This window comes from Azospirillum sp. A29 (genome assembly GCF_042604625.1).
Classification (GTDB): Bacteria; Pseudomonadota; Alphaproteobacteria; order Azospirillales; family Azospirillaceae; genus Azospirillum; species Azospirillum palustre.
In genome coordinates this window covers 705,698-728,383 of record NZ_CP170463.1, presented here as the reverse complement: position 1 = coordinate 728,383, position 22,686 = coordinate 705,698, and the positions used below count along the sequence as shown (strand labels likewise).

General features: G+C 69.6%; 15 protein-coding genes. 8 read left to right on the top strand and 7 right to left on the bottom strand.

Translation table 11 applies throughout. The features are described 5' to 3' along the window. Positions 1-67: 67 nt before the first annotated feature. From ABNQ38_RS11805 to ABNQ38_RS11795, 3 genes are all read right to left on the bottom strand, one after another. Positions 68-1,195, bottom strand: a complete 1,128-nt coding sequence (locus tag ABNQ38_RS11805; RefSeq protein ID WP_377807027.1) for a cysteine desulfurase family protein — start codon at positions 1,193-1,195, stop codon at positions 68-70. Positions 1,196-1,258: 63 nt separating this feature from the next. Beyond that, positions 1,259-2,623, bottom strand: a complete 1,365-nt coding sequence (locus tag ABNQ38_RS11800; protein ID WP_377807025.1) for a PQQ-dependent sugar dehydrogenase — start codon at positions 2,621-2,623, stop codon at positions 1,259-1,261. A 76-nt stretch (positions 2,624-2,699) separates the two neighbouring features. Further along, complete coding sequence (locus ABNQ38_RS11795; protein WP_377807024.1) at positions 2,700-4,862, bottom strand: tetratricopeptide repeat protein; 2,163 nt, start codon at positions 4,860-4,862, stop codon at positions 2,700-2,702. A 162-nt stretch (positions 4,863-5,024) separates the two neighbouring features. Between ABNQ38_RS11795 and lptF the strand changes: the two genes are divergently transcribed. From lptF to ABNQ38_RS11780, 3 genes are all read left to right on the top strand, one after another. After that, a complete protein-coding gene (gene lptF, locus ABNQ38_RS11790) occupies positions 5,025-6,188 on the top strand; it encodes an LPS export ABC transporter permease LptF (RefSeq protein WP_377807023.1) in 1,164 nt (387 codons plus the stop codon). After that, entirely contained in the window at positions 6,185-7,195 is a 1,011-nt protein-coding gene (locus tag ABNQ38_RS11785; RefSeq protein ID WP_377807022.1) for a glycosyltransferase family 9 protein, read from the top strand. The genes lptF and ABNQ38_RS11785 overlap by 4 nt, the downstream gene beginning before the upstream one ends. 88 nt (positions 7,196-7,283) lie before the next feature. After that, on the top strand, positions 7,284-7,835 hold the full coding sequence (locus tag ABNQ38_RS11780; protein ID WP_109049562.1) for a flagellar biosynthesis regulator FlaF: 552 nt from the start codon (positions 7,284-7,286) through the stop codon (positions 7,833-7,835). A 64-nt stretch (positions 7,836-7,899) separates the two neighbouring features. Here the strand turns inward: ABNQ38_RS11780 and ABNQ38_RS11775 are convergent, their stop codons facing one another. Then, complete coding sequence (locus ABNQ38_RS11775; protein ID WP_377807021.1) at positions 7,900-9,945, bottom strand: NAD(+) synthase; 2,046 nt, start codon at positions 9,943-9,945, stop codon at positions 7,900-7,902. 441 nt (positions 9,946-10,386) lie between these two features. Between ABNQ38_RS11775 and ABNQ38_RS11770 the strand changes: the two genes are divergently transcribed. The 4 genes from ABNQ38_RS11770 (at position 10,387) to ABNQ38_RS11755 (ending at position 17,869) form a co-directional block, all read left to right on the top strand. Then, positions 10,387-13,332, top strand: coding sequence for a chemotaxis protein CheB (locus ABNQ38_RS11770; protein WP_377807019.1), 2,946 nt, complete (start codon positions 10,387-10,389; stop codon positions 13,330-13,332). Beyond that, complete coding sequence (locus ABNQ38_RS11765; RefSeq protein WP_377807018.1) at positions 13,329-15,968, top strand: PAS domain S-box protein; 2,640 nt, start codon at positions 13,329-13,331, stop codon at positions 15,966-15,968. Before ABNQ38_RS11770 ends, ABNQ38_RS11765 begins: the two co-directional genes overlap by 4 nt. 142 nt (positions 15,969-16,110) lie before the next feature. Then, the gene (locus ABNQ38_RS11760) at positions 16,111-17,433 is read left to right on the top strand and encodes a sensor histidine kinase (protein ID WP_377807017.1); all 1,323 of its coding nucleotides are present in this window, start codon (positions 16,111-16,113) and stop codon (positions 17,431-17,433) included. A gap of 37 nt (positions 17,434-17,470) precedes the next feature. Beyond that, positions 17,471-17,869, top strand: a complete 399-nt coding sequence (locus ABNQ38_RS11755; RefSeq protein WP_377807016.1) for a response regulator — start codon at positions 17,471-17,473, stop codon at positions 17,867-17,869. 10 nt (positions 17,870-17,879) lie between these two features. On the opposite strand, the gene ABNQ38_RS11750 is transcribed toward ABNQ38_RS11755, so the two are convergent. The 3 genes from ABNQ38_RS11750 to ABNQ38_RS11740 are packed head-to-tail and all read right to left on the bottom strand — an operon-like array spanning position 17,880 to position 19,976. Beyond that, a complete protein-coding gene (locus ABNQ38_RS11750; RefSeq protein ID WP_377807015.1) occupies positions 17,880-18,581 on the bottom strand; it encodes a nitroreductase in 702 nt (233 codons plus the stop codon). Further along, on the bottom strand, positions 18,571-19,068 hold the full coding sequence (locus ABNQ38_RS11745; protein ID WP_377807013.1) for an OsmC family protein: 498 nt from the start codon (positions 19,066-19,068) through the stop codon (positions 18,571-18,573). Before ABNQ38_RS11745 ends, ABNQ38_RS11750 begins: the two co-directional genes overlap by 11 nt. Before the next feature lie 14 nt (positions 19,069-19,082). Next, complete coding sequence (locus ABNQ38_RS11740) at positions 19,083-19,976, bottom strand: AEC family transporter (RefSeq protein ID WP_377807012.1); 894 nt, start codon at positions 19,974-19,976, stop codon at positions 19,083-19,085. 368 nt (positions 19,977-20,344) lie between these two features. Between ABNQ38_RS11740 and bcsA the strand changes: the two genes are divergently transcribed. Further along, entirely contained in the window at positions 20,345-22,630 is a 2,286-nt protein-coding gene (gene bcsA / locus ABNQ38_RS11735) for a UDP-forming cellulose synthase catalytic subunit (protein WP_377807011.1), read from the top strand. The last annotated feature ends 56 nt before the right edge of the window (positions 22,631-22,686 follow it).

The following is a 22,686-nucleotide window of genomic DNA, read 5'->3' as shown; positions in this document are numbered from 1 at the left end:
TGTTTTCCCCGCCAGATCAGCCCTTGCCGGCGGAGCCAGTTGGAAGGAGACGCTCCGGCCCGGCGATTCATTCCCTCGGCTTCGCCGAATCCAGTACGGCCGCCAGCCGGTCAACCGCCTCGTCCACCTCCGCCGCAATGGTGCCGCGGCCCAGCCCGAAGCGCAGGCTGGCATGGGCGTCCGCCGCGGACAGACCGAGCGCCAGCAGGACATGCGACGGCTCGCCCTGTCCGCTGTGGCAGGCGGATCCGGTGGCGACGGCAAGCTCCGGCAGATCCAGCAGCAGGTCGGCGGCATCGATGCCGGGAATGGTGACGTTCAGGCAGCCGGCCAGCCCATCCTCCGTCCCATTCCGGCGGATGCCGGGCAATCGGTCCCGCAGGCGCTGCCAAAGCCGGTCGCGCAGCGCGCCGATGCGGCGAGCATCCTCCTCCCGCCGCGTCCGAGCCAGCCGGCAGGCGGCACCCAGCCCGACGCAGAGCGGCGTCGGCAGTGTTCCCGCCCGCAAGCCGCGCTGCTGCCCGCCGCCGGCCGAGGCCGGCACCGGCCGGAAGGGCGGACGGACGATCAGCACGCCGATGCCCATCGGCCCATACAGCTTGTGCCCCGACAGGCTGAGCCCATGCAGCCCGAGCGCTGCCATCTCGAGCGTACGCGTGCTCAGCGCCTGCACGGCGTCGCTGTGCATTGTCGCGCCATGGCGTGTGGCGACCGCGGCCAGCTCTGCCAGGGGCTGGACCGTCCCGACCTCGTTGTTCGCGGCCATCACCGAGATCAGGGACGGTTTCGGCAGGCCGGCCAGGGTGCTGTCCAATCCGGCCGGATCGACCAAGCCGCTGCCGTCGACCGGCAGGACGATCACCGGATGACCGCGCCGCCGCAGCTCGGGCAGGCAGCCGAGGATGCTGGCATGCTCCACCGCCGAAACGACGCAGCCGCCGCCCGCCGGCACGCCGCCCAGCAACGCCAGGGCATTGGCTTCGGTGGCGCCGGAGGTGAAGACGACCTCGCCCGGCTGGGCGCCGGCCAGCGCGGCGACTTCGCCCCTCGCCTGCTCGATGGCGTCGGCGGCGCGCCAGCCGGCCGGATGAGCGGCGTGCGGGTTGCCGGCCGCGTCAATCCGCATCCAGGGCAGCATCGCCTCCAGCACCTGCGGGTCGAGCGGCGTCGAGGCCAGATGGTCGAGATAGATCATGGCACAGTATCGCGCCATCGCGCGGGGAAGGGGAGGGGAGATGCCCGCCTCCCCTCCCTGCCTTCACTTCGCCGGCTGCTCCGGCCGCTCCGCCGACTGTGCGGTGGCGGTGCCGCCGACGCGCCAGATCGCGTCGCCGACATCGTCGGCGACCAGCAGGGCGCCCTTGCTGTCCAGGATCACGCCGACCGGGCGGCCCTGCGCCTTGCCGTCCTTGTCGAGGAAGCCGGTCAGCACGTCCACCGGCTCGCCCGCCGGCTTGCCGTTGCGGAACGGCACGAAGATCACCTTGTAGCCGCTGGCCGGGTCGCGGTTCCACGAGCCGTGCTGGCCGATGAAGGCGCCCTCCTGCAGGTTCGGCGGCAGGTCGCCCTGGCGGGAGAAGGTCAGGCCGAGCGAGGCGGTGTGCGGCCCCAGCGCATAGTCGGGCGGGATCGCCTTGGCGACGAGGTCGGGGCGCTGCGGCTCCACCCGCTGGTCGACATGCTGGCCGTAATAGCTGTAGGGCCAGCCATAGAAACCGCCGTCCTTCACCGAGGTCATATAGTCGGGGACGAGGTCGCTGCCGATCTCGTCGCGCTCGTTGACGGCGGTCCACAGGACGCCGGTCGTCGGCTCCCAATCCATGCCGTTCGGGTTGCGCAGGCCCGACGCGAAGGTGCGGTGCGCACCGGTCTTCAGGTCGATCTCCCAGATGGCGGCGCGGCCCTGCTCCGCCTCCATCCCGTTCTCCCCGACATTGCTGTTGGAGCCGACGGTGGCATAGAGCTTGGTGCCGTCGCGGCTGGCGATGATGTTCTTGGTCCAATGGTGGTTGATCGGCCCGCCCGGAAGGTCGACGACCTTCACCGGCTTGGCGGTGATCCGGGTGTCGCCCGGCTTGTAGGGCACCTTCACCACGGCGTCGCTGTTGGCGATGTAGAGGTCGCCGCCGACCAGCGCCATGCCGAAGGGGGAGTTCAGCCCTTCGAGGAAGGTCTCGCGGACATCGGCCTTGCCGTCGCCGTCGCTGTCGCGCAGCAGGGTGATGCGGTTGGCGCTGGGCGTCTTGGCGCCGGCCTTGCCCATCACCAGCCCCATGACCCAGCCCTTGATGCCCTTGCCGTCCTCCGGCTTCGGCGGGGCGTTGGTCTCCGCCACCAATATGTCGCCGTTCGGCAGGGCCAGCATCCAGCGCGGATGGTCCAGGCCGGTGGCAAAGGCGGTGAGGCTCAACCCCTGGGCCGCCACCGGCTGCGCGCCCTGCGGCCAGCCGATGGCGTCGGCGATGTTGACCGTCGGAATCAGCGAGGATTTCGGCGCCGGCAGCGTCGGGTTGGGGCCGGTGCCGGCGGACACCGGCAGGGACGCCTGATCGCCGCAGCCGGCGAGCGACAGGACGGCGACCGTCGCCGAAAGCATGAAGGCGAGCCGTGTGGTGCTGTGCATGCGCCGAAATCCCGCGTTTGTAAGCGTGGAGGGAGTACCCACGTTCAACGCCGGCGCGTTCGCGTTGGTTCCGCAGTCAGTGCGGCAGGGTCAGGGCCCGCAGCTCCCCCGCCAGGGCGGCGGCCAGTTTCCCGCCGTCGCACAGCGGCCCGGCGGCCATGCGGGTCCGCAAGGTGCGGCGCAGCTCCGCCAGCCCCTGCCGGTCCGCCGCCCAGGCGACGGCGCGTTCGACGTAATCGGCCGGATCGGCGGCGATGCAGCCCTCGACGCCGGCCACCGTCAGGAAGGCCAGCGAATGGCGGCTGGAGAAGGTCTCCCCCGGCAGGGTGACGACCGGCACCCCCATCCACATCGTCTCAAGCGTCGTGGTGCTGCCGGAGAAGGGGAAGGGGTCGAGCGCCACATCGACCGACGCGCACCGGCGCATGTGGTCCAGGCTGTTGCTTGCCCCCACCATCGTCACCCGGCCGGGGTCGATGCCGGCGGCGGCCAGCCGGCCGCGCCACAGGTCGGCGGTGTCGGGGCAGGACAGCGCCTTGGTCTTCATCAGCAGGCGCGACCCCGGCACCCGGCCCAGGATCGCCGCCCAGGCCGCCAGCACGCTGTCGTTCAGCTTGGTCAGGATGTTGAAACTGCCGAAGGTGACCGGCCCGCCCGCCAGGCAGGGCGGGAGCGTCAGCGGCAGTTCGTCAATTTCCGGCGGATCGTAGGCGATGAAGGCGTCGGGCATGTGCAGGACCCGCTCGGCATAGTAGGCCTCCATCCCCGCCGGCACATGGTGGCGGTCGGCGACCAGCGCATCCATCGCCGCCAGCCCGGTGGTCGCCATATAGCCCGACCACGCCACCTGCACCGGGGCCGGCTTGCGGGCGAAGACGCCGGGACGGCCGCGGGCATTGTGGCCGGCAAGGTCGATCAGCACGTCGGGCCGGTCGTGGCGGATCCGCGTCGCCAGCTCCGCATCGGTCAGGCCGGCGACCGCGGTCCATTGCGCCGCCGCCCGGCGGAAGCGGGCGGTCACGTCGTCGGATTCGCTCTGGTTGGCATAGAGCAGCAGGCGGATGTCGTGGCCGGGCAGCGCCTCCACCGTGCGGAGGGCGAACAGGCCGGCGGGGTGGCGGCGGAAATCGCCGGACAGGATGGCGACGGTCAGCGGCCCCTTTCGGGCGCCTGCCTTCCCCGGCTTCACCCAGCGCCCGCGGTGCGGCGCGCCATGGACCCGGTCCCAGTCGCGATGCGCCTCCAGCACCGCCGCCGCCGTCACCCCTGGCCGGAACAGCAGCAGATAGGCGAGGTTGGAGCGCACGTCGGCGAGATCAGGGTCGAGCGCCAGTGCCCGCCGGTTGCCGGCCTCCGCCGCGTCGAGCAGCCCCTGGCCCTGGCGGACCAGGGCGAGGTTGGCCAGCGCCTCCGCCAGCGCCGGGTTCCAGGCCAGCGCCGTCCGGTAGGCGTCGGCGGCGGCGCCCAGCCGGTCGGCACGCTGGCGCACCTCGCCCAGCCGCAGCAGGCAGTCGGCCAGATCCGGCCGGGCGGCCACGGCATGGCGGGCCGCAAGCTCGGCGCCGTCGCGGTCGCCCAGCGCCAACCGGGCCGCGGCGAGGTTGGACAGGGCCGGAGCATGGTCGGGGCGCAGCGCCAGGGCGCGGCCCAGATCCGCAGCCGCCTCCCGCGGGCGCTCCAGCGCCAGCAGCAGGGCACCGCGGTTGGCGTGCACCTCGACGAAGGTCGGATCGTCGGCCAGGGCGGCGCGGTAGGCGTCGTCGGCGTCCGCCCGCCGGCCCAGTGCGGCCAGCACGTTGCCCAGGTTGAAGCGGGCGCGGGCATAGCCGGGACGGCGCGCCGCCGCCTGCCGGAAGGCGGTCGCCGCCTCCTCCAGCCGGCCCTGCGCCTCCAGCGCGTTGCCGAGATTGTAGAGCGCCTGGGCGAACTCCGGCCGCAGCCGGACCGCCTGCCGGTGGGCGGCCACCGCCTCCTCCAGCCGGCCCAGCGATTTCAGCGCGCTGCCGAGATTGTCGTGATAGTCGGCGACGCGGTGGTTGTGCTGGATGGCGCCGCGGATCAGGGTGACGGCGCGCTCGGGCTGGCCGGATTGCAGATGGACGACGCCCAGCAGATGGGCGGCGTCGGCATGGCCGGGCAGGGCATCCAGGACGGCGTGATAGAGCGCCGCCGCCTCGCCGAGCCGGCCGGCCTGATGATGCGCCACCGCGGCAGCCATCGCTTCCTGGATCGTCGCCATGACGACCGTCATACCGGCTGGCGCGGGCGGGCGCCAGCGCTTTCCCAGTCCGAGGGGACGCCCAAGCTGGCACCCGTGTGGGCGCGCGCGGTTTTCAACACTTGACCCGGCGGGCCGGGACGGTCAGCTTGCCGGCCGTATACAGCCCCCGGCCGATCCCCGATGAACCGACTGCAACGGTACCTGTTCCGCAACCTGCTGATCGCCACGCTCTATTCGACGGCCGGCCTGACGCTGACCATCTGGCTCAGCCAGTCGTTGCGCCTGATCGAGATCGTGGTCAGCGCCGGCGCGCCGATGGGCATGTTCCTGTGGCTGCTGCTGCTGACCGTGCCGACCTTCCTCGGGATCGTGCTGCCGCTGGCGCTGGTCGGGGCCATCCTGTTCACCTACAACAAGATGGCGACCGACAGCGAGCTGGTGGTGATGCGTGCGGCCGGCGTCGGTCCCTTCTCGCTGTCGACCCCGGCGCTGGCGCTGGCGGTGGGGGTGATGGCCGTCGTCTTCACCCTGAACATCTGGATCACCCCGGCGGCCCACCGCGAGCTGGTGCGGATGGAATACACCGTGCGCAGCGACTATTCGCAGCTGTTCCTGCGCGAGGGCGTGTTCAACGAGGTCGGCGACCGCTTCAGCGTCTTCCTGCGCGACCGCGATTCCGACGGCAACCTGCACAAGGTGCTGATCCATGACGGGCGCCAGCCGGACAAGCCGGTGACGATCATGGGCGACCGCGCAGTGATGCAGACCGGTCCCGACGGCACGCGCTTCGTCGTCTACGACGGCAACCGGCAGGAGCTGGACCGCAAGACCAACCGGCTGTCGCAGCTGTTCTTCGACCGCTATGCCGTCGACCTGAAGGCGGTGGCGCCCCAGGCGGCGGAGCGCTGGCCCGACGCCCGCGAACGCACGACGGCGGAGCTGATGGACGGCAACGTCCCGGCCCAGGACGACCGCATGCGCCGCGGCCTGATCGCCGAGCTGCACCACCGCTTCTCGTCGCCGCTGCTGGCCCTGACCTACGCGCTGGTGGCGCTGTCGGCGCTGCTGTCGGGCGAGTTCAACCGGCGCGGCCAGTCTTCCCGCGTCACCATCGCCGTGCTGGCGGTGATGGGGTTGCAGGCGGGCGCGCTGGGTCTGACCAGCCTCGCCGGCAAGGCGACCGTCTTCGTGCCGCTGATGTACGCCATGCCGCTGGCGATGCTGCTGCCGCCGCTCTGGGTGATGTCGCGCGGCCTCAGCCTGCGTCCGGGGCGCCGGAAGGGTGCGCCCGATGCCGACCTTGATGCCCACCCCGATGCCGGCCCGGCCGGGTCGGCGTCATGAGCCGGATCCTCTTCATCACCTCCAACCGGCTGGGCGACGCGGTGCTGTCGACCGGGCTGCTCGGCCACCTGACCGACGCCTATCCGGGCGCGCGGCTGACCGTCGCCTGCGGGCCGCTGCCGGCGCCGCTGTTCCGGTCGGTGCCGGGGCTGGAGCAGTTGATCCCGCTGGCGAAGCGGTCCTATGCGCGGCACTGGCTGCGGCTGTGGCTGGACTGTGTCGGCACGCGCTGGGATCTCGTGGTGGATCTGCGCAATTCGGCGGTCGGGCGGCTGGTGCCGGCGCGGCGTCGCGCCTTCCACGCCAAGGCGGCGCGCCCGATGCACAAGGTGGAGGAGAATGCCGCCGTGCTGGGCCTGACGCCGCCGCCGGCCCCGCGCCTGTGGATCGACGCGGAGGCGAGGCGGCAGGCCGACGCCCTGATCCCCGCCGGGACCGGGCCGTTCCTCGCCATCGGGCCGACGGCGAACTGGCTGGGCAAGGAATGGCCGGCGGAGCGCTTTGCCCGGCTGGCCCTGCGCCTGACCGGGGAGGGCGGGCCGCTGGCCAGCGCCCGGGTGGCGGTGCTGGCCGCCGGGCCGGAGCGGGAACGGGCGCAGCCGGTGCTGGCGGCGCTGGGGCCGCGGGCCATCGACCTGACCGGCCGCACCGACCCGATGGCCGCCGCCGCCTGCCTGGAGCGGGCGGCGCTCTATGTCGGCAACGACAGCGGGCTGATGCACATCGCGGCGGCGGCGGGCGTGCCGACCGTCGGGCTGTTCGGTCCCGGCTATCCCGCCATCTACGGACCCTGGGGGCCGCGCGGGCGGGTGGTTGTCAGCAGCGTTCCGCAGCCGGAGCTGCTGGCCCGCGTCACCGCCGACCCCAACGCCCGCGGGCTGATGGACGGCATCGACGAGGACCGGGTGGCCGAAACGGCGGCGGCTCTCCTTGCCGAAACGCATAGAACTTGTGACCAGTTTGCGTCAGGGTCCTCCGCACCGGCCGAACTACCCCCGTTGCGTTGACAAAGCCGGTCGGATAACCGACACTTCCGGGACGAAGCAAAGGGGCAGGTACGCCCCCACCGGATGGGTTTTCCCCCGAGGGTTTGGAATGAAGCCGACTCCCACCTACGCCAACAAGCCGACCTCGGACAATCCGCGCGACGTCGAGGCTTGGGCCCTGGCGGAAGCGGCGCGCCGTATCATCGCCGCCAGCCATGCCAAGGACGAAAAGGCCTACCGCGAGGCTCTTCAGCTGAATCAGCGCCTGTGGACGATCTTCCAGGCGGCGATCACCGAAGAGGATTGCGGCCATCCGCCGGAAGTCCGCACGAACATCGCCGCCCTGTCGCTGCTGGTCGACCGCGAGACGACCAACCGTCTGATCGACCTGGATTTCGGCAAGATCGACACGCTGGTCAACATCAACCGCAACGTCGCCAGCGGCCTGACCGCCCAGGGCCAGTTCATCGCCGCCCAGCAGGCGACCCAGCCGCATCCGGGCACGCCGCAGACGGCCGCTCCGCAAGCGCCCCAGGCCCCGCAGGCCGCTCCGGCGCCGGGCCAGCCGCCGGCCGGCATGCGCCCCGCCGTGCCGCCGCGCCCGATGACCGCCCCGGACGCCGCCCCGGTCAACCGCGAGTCCCTGCGCATTTCGATCTGATCGCTGTCGCGACAGACAGGAAAAAGGCCGGCGCTCCAATGGGGCGCCGGCCTTTTTCGTTCTTTCACTCCGCCGGAACCTCGCGGTCCAGCTCCTCCAGCCAGATGCGGGCGTTGCCGTCCGACGGGGCGCGCCAGTCGCCGCGGGGGGACAGCGAACCGCCGGCGGTCACCTTCGGGCCGTTCGGCATGGCCGAGCGCTTGAACTGGCTGAACCCGAAGAAGCGGCGCAGGAACACCCGCAGCCAGTCGCGGATCTCGGCCGGGCTGTAGGCGCGGCGCTTCTCCAGCGGATAGCCCTCCGGCCAGTCGCCCTTCGCTGCATCGGACCAGGCATGGCGGGCCAGGAAGGCGATCTTCGACGGGCGGAAGCCGTAGCGCAGCACGTAGAACAGGGTGAAGTCCTGCAGATCGTACGGTCCGACCACGGACTCGGAGCTTTGCAGTGCCTTGTCGGAGCCGGCCGGCACCAGTTCCGGCGAGATTTCCGTCTTCAGGATGGCGTCCAGCGTCGCCGACACCTCCTGCTGGAACTGGCCGGTGCGGCCGACCCAGCGGATCAGATGCTGGATCAGCGTCTTCGGCACGCCGGCATTGACGTTGTAATGGGACATCTGGTCGCCGACGCCATAGGTGCACCAGCCCAGCGCCAGTTCCGACAGATCGCCGGTGCCCAGAACGATGCCGTTGTGCTGGTTGGCGAGGCGGAACAGGTAATCGGTGCGCAGGCCGGCCTGCACATTCTCGAAGGTGATGTCGTAGACCGCCTCGCCGCGGGCGTAGGGGTGGTCCATGTCGCGCAGCATCTGGTTGGCCGCCGGCCGGATGTCGAGTTCCTTGGCCGTCACCCCCAGCGCCGTCATCAGTTTCCAGGCGTTGGACTTGGTGCCCTCGCTGGTGCCGAATCCCGGCATGGTGTAGCCGAGGATGCCGGTGCGCGGCAGGCCGAGCCGGTCCATGGCGCGGGCGGCGACGATCAGCGCGTGGGTGCTGTCCAGGCCGCCCGACACGCCGATCACCACCGTCTTGATCCCGGTGGCGCGCAGCCGCTGCACAAGGCCGGCGACCTGGATGTTGTAGGCCTCGTAACAATCCTGCTCCAGCCGTTCGGCGGCGGCGGGCACGAAGGGCAGGCGCGGCACCGCGCGCAGCAGGCCGACATCCGCCTCCGGCGCGTCCAGCCGGAAGGCGACGGTGCGGAAGCTGCCGGTGGCACCGGGGAACAGGCGGCGGTTGTCGTCGAAGGTGCCCTGGCGCAGCCGCTCCTGCCGCAGCAGGTCCAGATCGACGTCGGCCACCGCCATCTGGGCGCCGTCGGGGAAGCGGTCGGTCTCCGCCAGCTTCTCGCCATTCTCGAAGATCGAGGTCTGGCCGTCCCAGGCGAGGTCGGTGGTCGATTCCCCCGTTCCGGCCGACGAATAGAGATATGCGGCGAGGCAGCGCGCCGATTGCGATTTCGCCAGCAGCCGGCGGGTGTCGGACTTGCCGATGGTGATGTTGCTGGCCGACAGGTTGGCGAGGATCGTCGCGCCGGCCAGCGCCGCCATCGTGCTGGGCGGGGCCGGAACCCACAGATCCTCGCAGATCTCGGCGTGGACGACCAGACCGGGCTGGTCCTCGGCGGAGAACAGCAGGTCGGGGCCGAAGGGGGCGGTCAGGTCGCCGATGCGGATCGTCCCGCCTTCGGTGCCGGCGCCCGATGCGAACTGGCGCCGCTCATAGAATTCGCGGTAGTTGGGCAGATGCTGCTTCGGCACCACGCCTAGCAGTTCGCCGCGGTGGATCGCCACCGCCGTGTTGTAGAGCCGCCCGTCATACAGCAGCGGCGCCCCCACCAGCAGCAGCGGCATCAGGCCGGCCGACGCCTGCACCAGATCGAGGATCGCCTGCTCCACCGCGTCGATCAGCGGGTCCTGCATCAGCAGATCGTCGATGGCATAGCCGGACAGCGCCAGTTCGGGGAACAGCGCCACCGCCACCGACGTGTCGTGACAGGCGCGCGCCGCCTCCAGCACCGCCGCGGCATTGGCCGCCGGATCGGCGGGGGTGCTGCGCGTGGTGCAGGCGGCCACCCGCGCGAAGCCGTGGCGATAGATCGAGGTGAAGCTCATGACCCGTTCCCGCTGCCTTGCATGCCATTGACGCCCCAGGATGCGACGCCCGGGGGCAGCAAACATAGCAGGAATTTCGCGCACGTCAGGTCCCCCGTCCCGCCCGCGCTCCGCTTGATCCTTTGGCTTCGGGTCGTTCGGAGGGATCGATGCTGTGGTTCGCCCGGAGGATGCTTAAGTGACGATACATTCGTTATAAAACCAAAGTCAAATCGATGGGAAGACGCAGACATTCCAATTAAATTGATGATGTTGGAGGACGACGCCCTACGACAGTCAAGTTGACCAAACCAACAGCGTTGGATATAGGCAGGGGCTCGCTTGCGCAGAGAACCAGCAGGCCGCCGCCAGAAGGACTCGTTTATCGCCGTGCCAACGGATACGCCCGCCCCGCATCCTGACCCGCCGCCTGCCGTATCGCCCGATGCGGACACAGGAGGAATGTCGTCGGAAGCCGGTGCATCGGAGCAGGCCTGCTGCATCGTCGGCATCGGTGCCTCGGCCGGTGGGCTGGAGGCGTTGCAACGCTTCTTCGATGCGGTGCCCGGCGACAGCGACCTCGCCTATGTCGTGGTCCAGCACCTGTCGCCGGTGCACAAGAGCCTGATGGTCGATCTGCTGGCGAAGCACACGGCCATGGATGTGGTGCAGGCGACCGAGGGCGTGCCGGTCCAGCGCAACACCGTCTATCTGCTGCCGCCGGGCAAGCATCTGAGCATCGAGGACGGCCGGCTGCGGCTGACCGCCAAGGATGCCGCGGGCGGCATGAGCCTGCCGATCGACATCTTCCTGACCGCGCTCGCCCGCGACCAGGGGCCTTTCGCCATCGGCCTGATCCTGTCGGGGACCGGGTCGGACGGCACGCGCGGCCTGATGGCGATCAAGTCGGCCGGCGGCTTCACCGCCGTCCAGCAGCCGGAAACCGCGCAGTTCGACGGCATGCCGCGGAGCGCGCTGGCCACCGGACAGATCGACGCCACCCTGGCGCCGGAGGCTCTGCCGGCCCGCCTGATCGAGCATGCGCGCAAAACCCTGGCCCGCGCCCGGCCGATGCCGGCGCGCCAGCGGCGCGAGGATGGCGACGACCCGCTGGCCCAGATCATCGCGGTCATCCGCTCCGTCACCGGCGTCGATTTCTCGCATTACAAGCTGGCGACCCTGCTGCGGCGGATCGAGCGGCGGATGCAGGGCGCCGGCCTGGAGTCGATGGAGGAGTATGCCGCCCTGCTGCGGCGGAACAGCGCCGAGACGGTCAACCTCTACAAGGAGATGCTGATCGGCGTCACCCGCTTCTTCCGGGACGAGGCGGCCTTCCGCGTCCTGGCCGACCGGGTGATCCCCAGCCTGCTCGCCAACCGCAGCCCGACCGACATGGTCCGCGTCTGGGTCTGCGGCTGCGCCAGCGGGGAGGAGGCCTATTCCCTCGCCATCCTGTTCGCCGAGGCGCAGGAAAAGCTGGGCCGCACCGTCGACGTCAAGATCTTCGCCACCGACATCGACCAGGACAGCATCGAGATCGCAAGCCTCGGCGAGTATCCGCGCGCGATTGCCGAGGATGTGTCGCAGGACCGGCTGAGCCGCTTCTTCGTCGCGCGCGGCGACAGCTATGTGGTGTCGCGCGACATCCGCCGCATGGTGGTGTTCGCCGCCCATAACATCATGCGCGACCCGCCCTTCACCAAGATCGACCTGCTGAGCTGCCGCAACCTGCTGATCTACATGGACCAGCCGTTGCAGCGGAAGGTCCTGAGCCTGTTCCAGTACGCTTTGCGCCAGAGCGGCTTCCTGTTCCTCGGCACCAGCGAGACGCTGGGCGACCTCCAGTCCGATTTCCACACCGTCGACAGCCGCAACAAGGTGTTCCAGAGCCTGCGCGCCGGCTCCTTCCGGCTGTCGCGCCTGCTGGTGCCGACGGTGGCGGCCCCGCTGGCCCGCCATGGCGAGGATGCCGTAAGCCATGGCATGGAGGAGGGGGCGGTCATCGACGAGGCCATCGGCGCGTTGATGAAGGCCTATGTGCCGCCCTGCCTGCTGGTCAACGAACAGATGACCATCATGCATGTGTTCGGCGACGCATCGTCCCTGCTGAAGGTGCCGGCGGGCGAGGCGACGCTGAACGTGCTGAAGCTGCTGCCCTCCTCGGTCGCCATGGTGACGGGCACCGCGCTGAACCGCGCCTTCCGCTCCGGCGAGGAGTTCGCGCTGTCCAACATCCCGGTGAAGGACCGCGAGGGGGTGGCGGCGATCAGCCTGCGGGTCCAGCCCTATGTCGCGCGCAAGACCGGGCGCCGCTTCGCCCTGGTGGTGCTGGACCGCGCCAACATGCTGCCGCTGTCGGTTCCGGATTCCGACTTCGACCTGAATGCCGATGCCGCCGAGCGCATCCGCGGGCTGGAGCAGGAGCTGCTGTCGCGCGGCGAGAACCTCCAGGCGACCATCGAGGAGCTGGAAACCGCCAACGAGGAATTGCAGGCCACCAACGAGGAGCTGCTGGCCTCGAACGAAGAGTTGCAGAGCACCAACGAGGAGCTTCAGTCGGTCAACGAGGAGCTTTACTCCGTCAACGCCGAATATCAGGCGAAGGTGGAAGAGCTGACCGAGATCACCAACGACCTCGACAATCTGCTGCGCTCGACCGAGATCGGCACGGTGTTCCTGGACGGCGACTTCGTCATCCGCCGTTTCACCCCGGCGGCGGCCGGCTTCATCAACATCATCCCGCGCGACATCGGCCGGTCCATCGCGCATCTGTCGACCAACATCGACTATCCCGATTTCCTCGGCGACATCCGCAAGGTGTTCGACGGGCAGGAGGCGGTGGAACGCCATGTCCGGGTTTATGACGGCCGCTGGGTGCTGACGCGCATCCTGCCCTACCTGACCGACAAGAGTCAGATCGGCGGCGTGGTGGTGACCTTCGTCGACGTGACGGAGACCAAGCAGGCGCAGGACCGGCTGCAGAAGGTGCTGGACAGCCTGCCGGAGCATATCGCCGTGACCGACCGGGACGGCCGGATCGTCATGGTGAACGCCGCCTGGCGCGGCTTCGCCCAGCGCAACGGCGCCCCGGCGACCGAGCGCTGCGGTGTCGGCACCAACTATCTCGACGTCTGCCTCAACCCGGAGGCGGCACAGAAGGACGGCATCGCCCGGGCGGTGCATGACGGGCTGCGCCGCATCCTGGACGGCGAAGCCGACGATTTCTCCATCGAATATCCCTGCCATTCGCCCGATGAACAGCGCTGGTTCCTGATGCACGCCACCTGCCTGAACGACCATGACGGCGGCATCGTCGTCAGCCACATCAACATAACCAACCGCAAGCTGATGGAACTGCAGGTCGACGGAGCCGGTACAGGCGACCGGGGCGACGGAGGCGGGGAATGACCGAGGATTCCTCCGGCCGACTGCGGCGCCGTGCCGAAACCATTCTCAACGGCGGGAATTTCGAGGCGACGGATGTTACCGCCACCTCGATGAAGGAACTGCTGCACGAGCTGTATGTCCATCAGGCCGAGCTTGAGATCCAGAACGAGGAGCTGCGCGGCGCCCAGCAGGCGCTGGAGGCGTCGCGCCTGCAATATCTCCAGCTTTTCCAGTCGGTGCCGCTGGCCTGTCTGGCGGTGAACGCCGCCGGCATCGTCGGCGAGGCCAACGCCGCCGCCGAACGGCAGTTCGGCCTGCCGATGCTGCGGCTGAAGGGCCGCCCGCTGACCCTGCTGCTCGACAGCGTCGACCATGGCCGGCTGTTCACCGCGCTCGGCCGGCTGCGCGACCATGGGGACTGGGTCCGGCAGGAGTTCCGCTATCTTGGGCCCCAGGGCACGATCATCGACGGGCTGACCGACGCCCGCCGGGTGACGCTGGACGACAGCGACCGCGGCGACGTGCTGCTGACCATCACCGACCTGACCGAACGCAACGCCTGGCTTCGCGAGGTGCAGCAGGCCCGCGACGACGCCGAGCGGGCGCGCGCCGACTATCACCACATCCTCCAGTCGGTCGGCGACGGCATCCTGGGAGTGGACGCCGACGGCCGCATCCGCTTCGTCAACGCCGCGGCGACGGCGATGACCGGGCATCTCGACCTCGACCTGATCGGCCGCCCGCCCTCCGACCTGTTTGCCGGACCGGCGGAGGCCGGGACCGGGTTGCCGGTCGGCGAAACGGATCCGGCGGCATCCCAGGCGGGCGGGGCGGCCCGTGCGCTGGCCCTGTCGCTGACCGACGGCCGGCCGCGCAGCGTCGCCTGCGAGAAGCTCCGCCGGGAGGATGGCGGGACGCTGCTGGTGGAGATCACCATCTCCCCCATGCTGGCGTCCGGCATGCGCCTCGCCCCGACGGAGGAGCGCATTCAGGGCGCCGTCGTCGCCTTCCGCGACGTCACCGCGCGGCGCACCGCCGAAGCGGCGCTGAACCTGAGCGAGCGGCGGCACCGGGTGCTGGTGCAGTCGCTGCACGATGCGCTGGCGATGACCGCCGTCGATGGCCGCAGCCTGCTGGCGAACGCCATGGCCGAGCGGCTGCTGGACGGCCCCGCCCGCGCCCTGCTCGACCCGATGGCGTCGGCCTTCGACGCGGACGGCATAGCAGAGAGCCGGGCTGACGGGCAGCTGGTCCCGGCAACCGCCCCGTCCACCATGGTCCCGACCACCGCCGGCCGCCGCTTCATCGACGCCAACGGCAACCGGCTGCATGGGCTTCCCCCCGCTGCGGAGGCGGCGCGCAGCGGCAAGCCGGTGGTCGAGCGCATCGTCGGCGTGGTCGAGGGGGAGGAGGCGACCGCCCCCACCCGCTGGCTGCGGGTGTCGAGCCGCCCGGTCGCCGATCCGGCCGGCCGGGTGGAGGCGGTGGTGTCCAGCGTCGCCGACATCACCGCGGTGAAGGCACTGGAGCGCGAGCTGAACGTGGCGCTGGACGCGCGCGAGCGCTTCCTGGCGGCGGCGAGCCACGATCTGCGCCAGCCGGTGCAGGCCCTGCTGCTGCTCTCCGACCTGCTGATGAAGGAAACGCTTCCCCCCGGTGCCCGGCGGATGGCGGAGCAGATCCAGTCTTCGCTCGCCGGGCTGGGCGGCATGCTGGACGGGATGCTCGACATCTCCAAGCTGGAGGCCGGTCTGGTCGCCCCCAATCCGGAGCCGGTCGACATCGCCGCCCTGCTGGCTCGGCTGCATGGGGAATTCGCGCCTGCGGCCGAGAAGGCGGGGCAGGCTCTGCGCTTGGTGGCGCCGTCCCTGACGACGCGCACCGACCCGCGGCTGTTGGAGCGGGTGCTGCGCAATCTGCTGGCCAACGCGCTGCGCTTCGCCCCCGGCGGGCGGGTGCTGATCGGTGCGCGGCAGCGCGGCGACCATGTGCAGATCGAGGTGTGGGATACCGGCATCGGCATCGCCGACCAGCACATCGACCGCATTTTCCAAGACTTTTTCCAGGTCGGCAACGCCGCCCGCGACCGGCGCGAGGGGCTGGGGCTGGGGCTCAGCATCGCCAAGCGGCTGGTCACCATGCTGGACGGCACCATCGACGTGACCTCCTCGCTGGGCCGCGGCAGCCGCTTCACCGTCAGCCTGCCCCTGACCGAAACCAGGCCGGACATGACCGACCGGTCCGGCAGCGCCGGCCGCAGCGGGGCCGACGACGAGGCCGGGCGGCTGGTCATGCTGGTGGAGGATGACGCCGTCATCCGCATGGCGCTGGTCCTGATGCTGGAGGACTGGAACTATCGCGTGGCGGAAGCCGGCAGCGGGGCGGAGGCTGAGCAGCTGCTGGGCGACCTGATCGAGTCCGGGGAGGAGCCCGACCTGATCCTAGCCGATTACCGCCTGCCGGAAGGGACGACGGGGCTGATGGTGATGGACATGGTCCGCCGCCGCCTGTCGCGCGACATTCCCGGCGTGCTGCTGACCGGCGACACCTCGGCGGACCGGCTGCGGGAGGCGGCCGGCGCCCAGTGCGCGTTGCTGCACAAGCCGATCCAGCCCGGCCGCCTGCACGATGCGCTGGCGGCGGCGCTGGGTGGCTAAAGTGGGATCGCTTCATGGGATGGGATCACGATGGTTTGTCAACGTAGCTTTTTTTGATTCACGTCAATGCCCGGGATAGGTGAAGATCCATGCTGTCCGGACTGTTTAAGAGGTGAACGACGCCGCAGGACGGGGACGGCCCATGCCCATCGACACGGATGCCAGCCTTGCGCGCCGGACGGTGCGCGCCCGGGCCGCAAGAGTATCGGCGCTGCTGCTCGCCGGCCTGTTCGTCGGCTTCCTGCTGCTCGTCGTCGTGTTCATCGAATATCGCCGCGCCATCGACTGGATCGACCACACGCACGAGGTCATCTCCGCGGTTGGGGAACTGCAATCCACCCTGTCCGACACCGAATCCGGCCAGCGCGGCTACCTGCTGTTGCCGGACCCCGTTCATCTCGCCGCCTACGAGGAGGGGAGGAAACGCAGCCGCCGGTTGCTGGACAGCATCGGGTCGCTGACCGCCGACAACCCGGTGCAGCAGGACAAGCTGAAGGCCCTGCGTTCCCTGACCGCTGACAGGCTTGACCAGATTGCCGAGGTTCTGCGGCAGGCCACCAACGAAGGACTGGAGCAGGCACTGGCGACCATCCGCGACGGGAAGGGCGCCGCCACGATGGCCGCGATCCGCCGTCTGACCGCCACCATGCGGGCGGAGGAGGACGTGCTGCTCGCCCGGCGCAGCCGGCATGCCACCATCCTCGAGTTGCTGATGATCGCCTATGGGGTCGTCTTCGTCACGGTGACCGGCTGGCTCGGCTTCACCACCGTCCGGCGGCTGGAGCGGGATTACCAGGCCGAGCGGGCCGAAGGGGAGGCGCTGGCCGCGTCGTTGCAGGAGAACCGGGTCCTGCTGGACGAGGTCAACCACCGGGTCAAGAACTCCCTGCAGATCGTCGCCAACTTGCTGCGGACCCAGGCGATGCGGCATCGCAGCGCGGAGGTGCGGCAGGAACTGCTGGACAGCAGCAGCCGGGTGCTGGCGATTGCCGAGGTCCATCGCCGCCTCTATGGCGAAGGGGCGGTGTACGACACCGTCGAGCTGACCGACCTGATCCGCAGCATCGCCGAGAACGCCGTCCCGCCCACCGGCGGGGCCGAACCGGCGATGACCCTGGCGACGGGGGCGCCGCTGTCGGCCCCGGTCGACACCGCGGTGCCGGTGGCGCTGATCGTCAACGAGCTGCTGACCAACAGCTACAAGCACGCCTTTCCCGACGGGCGGCGCGGCAGGGTCACGGTGGATATGGCGGTGGCGGGGAACGAGGTCCGCATCGATGTCGCCGACGACGGCATCGGTCTGCCTGAGGCGGTCGCGAGCGGCGGCGGCGGCGGCTTCGGCCTGAACACCGTCCGCAATCTTACGCGGCAGTTGAGGGGGCGTCTGGAGATCGAACGTTTGACACCAGGGACACGCTTCCTTTTAACTTTCCCCATGAAGCCGCGCGCTCCAACCCAGGCGTGATCCTCCCGGTCAACCCGCAAAAGATACAAGAAAAACAATGAAGATACTGATCATAGAAGATGAATTCCTGATCGCCGAGGGCGTGTCGCTGACTTTGCAGTCGGCCGGCCACGCCGTGACGGGCATCGCCGAGGATCTGCCGACCGCCCTTGCCCTGGCCGGGCAGGAGAAGCCGGACATGGCCTTCGTCGACATCAAGCTTGCCAACGGCTCGAACGGGCTCGACGTCGCCCGTGCATTGAAGGCGATGGGGATCGCTTGCGTCTTCGCCACCGGCAATCCGCCCAACAAGGCGCAGGCCGGCGGGGTTGGGCTGGGCTATATCGCCAAGCCCTTCTCGCCGCGCGTGCTGGTCCAGACCGCCGCCTTCGTCGCCGGCATGCTGTCCCCCTCCGCGCCGTCCGCGGCGGCGCCCCACGGGTTCGTGACGCTCTAAGGACGCCCCGTCAGAATCCGGTGAAGCGGGTGAATCCTTCCGCCGGTTCGCGGTCCGTCGGGAAGTTGTTTTCCGGTGCCGACCAGTCGGCGAAGCCCAGCGCCATGCCGCTGGCGATGATCTCACCGTCGGGCAGGCCCAGATGCCGCGCGGTGATGGCGTGGCGGTAGCAGAAGGCGGCCTGCGGGCAGGTCTCCAGCCCGAAGCCGCGGGCGACGATCATGACATTCTGCATGAACATGCCGAGGTCGAGCCACGCCCCCTTGCCCATGTCGCGGTCGATGCTGAAGAACAGCCCGACCGGCGCCCCGAAGAACAGCCAGTTGCGGCCGTGCTGGCGCGCCATCCGCTCGCGGTCGCCCTTGCCGATGCCGATGGAGCCGTAGAGCGCCCAGCCCACCGCCCGCCGGCGGCCCAGATAGGGCTCCCGCCAGCTTTCGGGGTAATAGGGATATTCCGGCACCTCCGGTTCCCCGGCCTCATGGGCGGCCAGCAACTCCGCCGACAGGGCGGCGCGCGCCTCACCGGCGATGGCGTGGACCTTCCAGGGCTGGATGTTGGAGCCGCTCGGCGCGCGGGCGGCGAGGTCGAGGATGTGCCGCACCGTCTCCCGCTCCACCGGCGTGGCTAAGAAGGCGCGGACGCTGCGCCGGCCGGCGACGGCGTCCAGCACGGGCAGGGGGTTTTGCAAGGGCAGGTAGTCAGCGCTCATCGCCGTCCGCCTCTCCCTCGACCTCCACCGCCGGTTCGTGCCGGACCGGGAAATTGACGGACCGGGCGATGAAGCATTTCTCCGCCGCCTCATGGTGCAGGGCCAGCGCCTTGGCGGCATCGGACCCCGGCGCCAGCGTCACCCGCGGGCGCAGAACGACGGCGGTGAACTGGCCGCCGCCGCCGGTCTCCTCCTCCATCATCCCGTCCGCATCGTCGCTGTAGCCGGTGACGACGATCCCGGCGGCCGAACAGAGATGCAGGTACCAGAGCTGATGGCAGGAGGACAGGGCGCCGACCAGCATCTCCTCCGGGTTCCAGCGCGCCGGATCGCCGCGGAAGGCGGCATCGGAGGTGGCGGGGATCGCCGGCTTGGTCCCGGCGCTCAGCGTGTGGTCGCGGCTGTAGGCCCGGTAGGACGAGGTGCCGGTGCCGAGATTGCCGGTCCAGTCGAGCCGGACGGCATAGCGGTGTTCCCTGTGCGCCATGAAGCTCCTCCCTTCTACTGCATCACGAACATCAATAGCGCCGGCAGGCCGACGAAGGCCATGGCGGTGGACCCCAGGACCATGCCGGCGACATCCTCCGGCGCGTTGCCGTAGCGCAGCGCCCAGAGATAGTTGAAGACGGCCACCGGCATCGAGCTTTGCACAAGCACCACGCCGCGCGCCGCCCCGGTCAGCCCCATCGCCCAGGCCACCAGCAGCCCCATGGCGAAGCCGACCGCCAGCCGGAAGGCCGACATCGACAGGGCCTGCACCGCGCTGGAGAGGCGCAGCTTCGACAGCGCCACCCCCAGCGAGAACAGCATCAGCGGCACGGCGCAGTTGCCCAGCAGCGTGGTGGTGTTGCCGATCCACACCGGCAGTGGCAGTTCTGCCAGCTGGATCGCAACCGCCGCCGCCACCGCGTAGATCGTCGGGGTGCGCGCCATCTGCGCCAGATCGAAGCGCCCGGCGGCCAGCGCCGGCCCCAGCGTGAACTGCCCCACCGACATCACCGCATAGAACAGCACGGCAAGGCTGAGGCCGTTCTCGCCGAAGGCGAACAGGCAGACCGGCAGGCCCAGGTTGCCGGCGTTGGGGAAGGCCATCGCCGGGACATAGACCCGCAGCGACAGCCCCGACGCCAGCAGCACCGGGACCGACGCCAGCGCGGTCAGCGCCATGCACAGCGTCGCTGCCAGCGCCATCTCCCCCATCACGTCGGCGGACAGGTGCAGCCGCGTCAGGGCGGAGAAGACCAGGCAGGGCGACGACACGTTGATCGCGAATGTGGTGATGAAGGCGCTGTCGTAGGGCAGCTTCCCCCGGGTCCAGCCGTAGCCGAGTGCAGCCACCACGAAAACCGGGGCCAGCACGGCGAAGGCATCGGACAGAAGGGCGGAAATGGGCATGGGGGCTGGCGGAACCCTGTGCTGCAACCGGGGGGTGGGCGGACTGTCAGTCACCATGGCGGCAATCCCGCCCGCCGTCATCCCCCCAAGCCCAAGCCCGGACGCAGGGCAGCCGCGCGACAGGGATCGGCAAGGCTCGGATCGCCGCGGCGTTCCCGGACCCCTGCGGCGCTCCCCCCTCGAGTCGCACCCATTTGCATGCGGCGGCGGGGAAAATGCTGGCGGACCGACCGTTATCGGAACGACACAGGTCCGCCGGAATATGGCTTTTGAGCGGGCATTATCTCAAGTCAGTAACGATTTGTAACGAAGCTTGAGCCATAAGGGGGCACCCACTAGGGTGCAATGGCCCCATTCTGCGGATCCGCATGACAACCTCGCCCGGCGCCAAGACCGTTGTTCGGCCCCTGAACAATAAGGCGCAGCAATCCAAACGACAGCCGAACCTGAACAGTCGCCGATTCTCTCTGCGCTCGGTCCTGCTCTGGATTCTATTGTTGCTGTCGGCGGGTTTGTTTCTTGCGCTGGCCGCCTTGCCCGTTGGAAGATTTGCAAGCGCTGCCATCTCGGCCGGCGTGGTGGCCGCCGCCTTCGTGCTCGGGCGCTTCGCCCAGCGCTTCTGGCATGCCCGCACGCTGACCGTTCTGCTGCTGGCCTTCGTCACCTTCCGCTATTTCTTCTGGCGCCTGACCGGCACGCTGCCGCCGGTGGACGATCTGGTGAATTTCATTCCCGGCGTGACCCTGTTCGCGGCCGAGGCGCTGTCCTTCGTCCTGTTCCTGACCTCGCTGTTCGTCATCATCGACCCGCTCGCGCGCGAGCCGTCGGAACCGACGGGCGATCCCGCCTTCTGGCCCAGCGTCGACGTCTACATCCCCTCCTACAACGAGGAGCCGGAGCTGCTGGAGACGACGCTGGCCGCCGCGGTCTGCATCGACTATCCGCGCGACAAGCTGCACGTCTATCTGCTGGACGACGGCGGCACCGACCAGAAGCTGGCCCACAGCAACCCCGAACAGGCCGCGGCAGCGAAGGAGCGGCGGGAGACGCTGACCGCGCTGTGCGAACGGTTGCAGGTCACCTACATGACCCGGCCGCGCAACGAGCATGCCAAGGCCGGCAACATCAACCACGCCTTTCATAAGACGTCGGGCGATCTGTTGCTGATCCTGGACGCCGACCATGTGCCCACCGTGGGCATCCTGAAGGCGACGGTCGGCTTCTTCCAGCAGGACCCCGGCCTGTTCCTGGTCCAGACCCCGCATTTCTTCGTCAATCCCGACCCGGTCGAATACAACCTCGGCACCTTCGAGCGGATGCCGAGCGAGAACGAGATGTTCTACTACTCGATCCAGCCCGGGCTGGACCGCTGGAACGGCTCCTTCTTCTGCGGATCCGCCGCCATCCTGCGCCGCGCGGCGCTGGAGGAGGTCGGCGGCTTCAGCGGCGACACGGTGACCGAAGATTGCGAAACCGCGCTGGAGCTGCATTCGCGCGGCTGGCGCAGTGTCTACCTGCCGCGCCCGCTGATCGCCGGGTTGCAGCCGGAGACCTTCGACAGCTTCATCGCCCAACGGTCGCGCTGGACCCAGGGCATGATCCAGCTGTTCCTCCTGAAGAATCCGCTGCTGAAGCGCGGCCTGACCGTCTCGCAGCGGCTGTGCTACCTCAGCACCATGCTCTACTGGTTCTTCTGGTTCTGGCGACCGATCTTCCTGCTGTCGCCGCTGTGCTATGCCCTGTTCGGGCTGGAGATCTACCGCATCAACCTGCCGGACTTCGGCTGCTTCGTCATTCCGCACGTCTTCGCCGCCGCCTTCCTGTCGCAGTTCCTGCATGGGCGGATGCGCTGGCCGCTGTTCTCGGAGCTGTACGAGTATCTGCAATCCTTCCACGTCTCCCGCGCGGCGCTGGCGACGCTGATCCGGCCGCGCGACCCGGTGTTCAAGGTGACTGCCAAGGGCCAGTCGGTGGAGGAGGACGGCTTCTCGCCGCTCGCCACCCCCTTCATCGTCACCACGCTGCTGCTGGCGGCCGGGCTGGCGGCCTGCGCGTGGCGCTATTCCATCTTCCCCGAACACCGGGCGGCCATCGTTCCGGTGGCGGTGTGGTGTTCGCTGAGCCTGCTGCTGGCGTTGGGCGGCCTCGCCGTCGTCTATGAGCGCAAGCGCGTCCGCCGGCAGGAACGCTTCACCGTCGACCGCCCCGCGGTTCTGAAGTTCGAGGACGGCACCGCCATCGACCTGACGGTCGCCGACGTGTCGGCCGGTGGCGTCGGGCTGATCGTCGATCCGAAATGGCGCGAGCTGCTGAGCCGGCCCGACCAGACGCCGGTGCTGACCATCGCCGCGACGGAGACGGAGGCCGCGACCACCACCGGCGTCCGCTTCTTCCGCATCGAGATGCGCAACGGCGAACTGGCGGTCGGCGCCGGTTTCGCTCCGCGCGACCGCCAGGACATCGTGGAGATGGCGCGCTTCGTCTTCGGCAACAGCGTCGGCTGGGACATCTTCCTCGACCGCAAGCGGGTGGCCGCCCCGACCTTCTTCGGCGGGCTGCTGTTCTTCGCCACCCGCGTGGTTCCGCGGCTGGGCCATGTCCTGCTGGCCCTGCCGGGCGCGCTGCGCCGCATCCTGACCTTCCAGGCTCCGTAACGGCGATGGCGGTTCTGGGAAACGATACCGGCGGGGGCCGGATGCTGCGGGCGTCG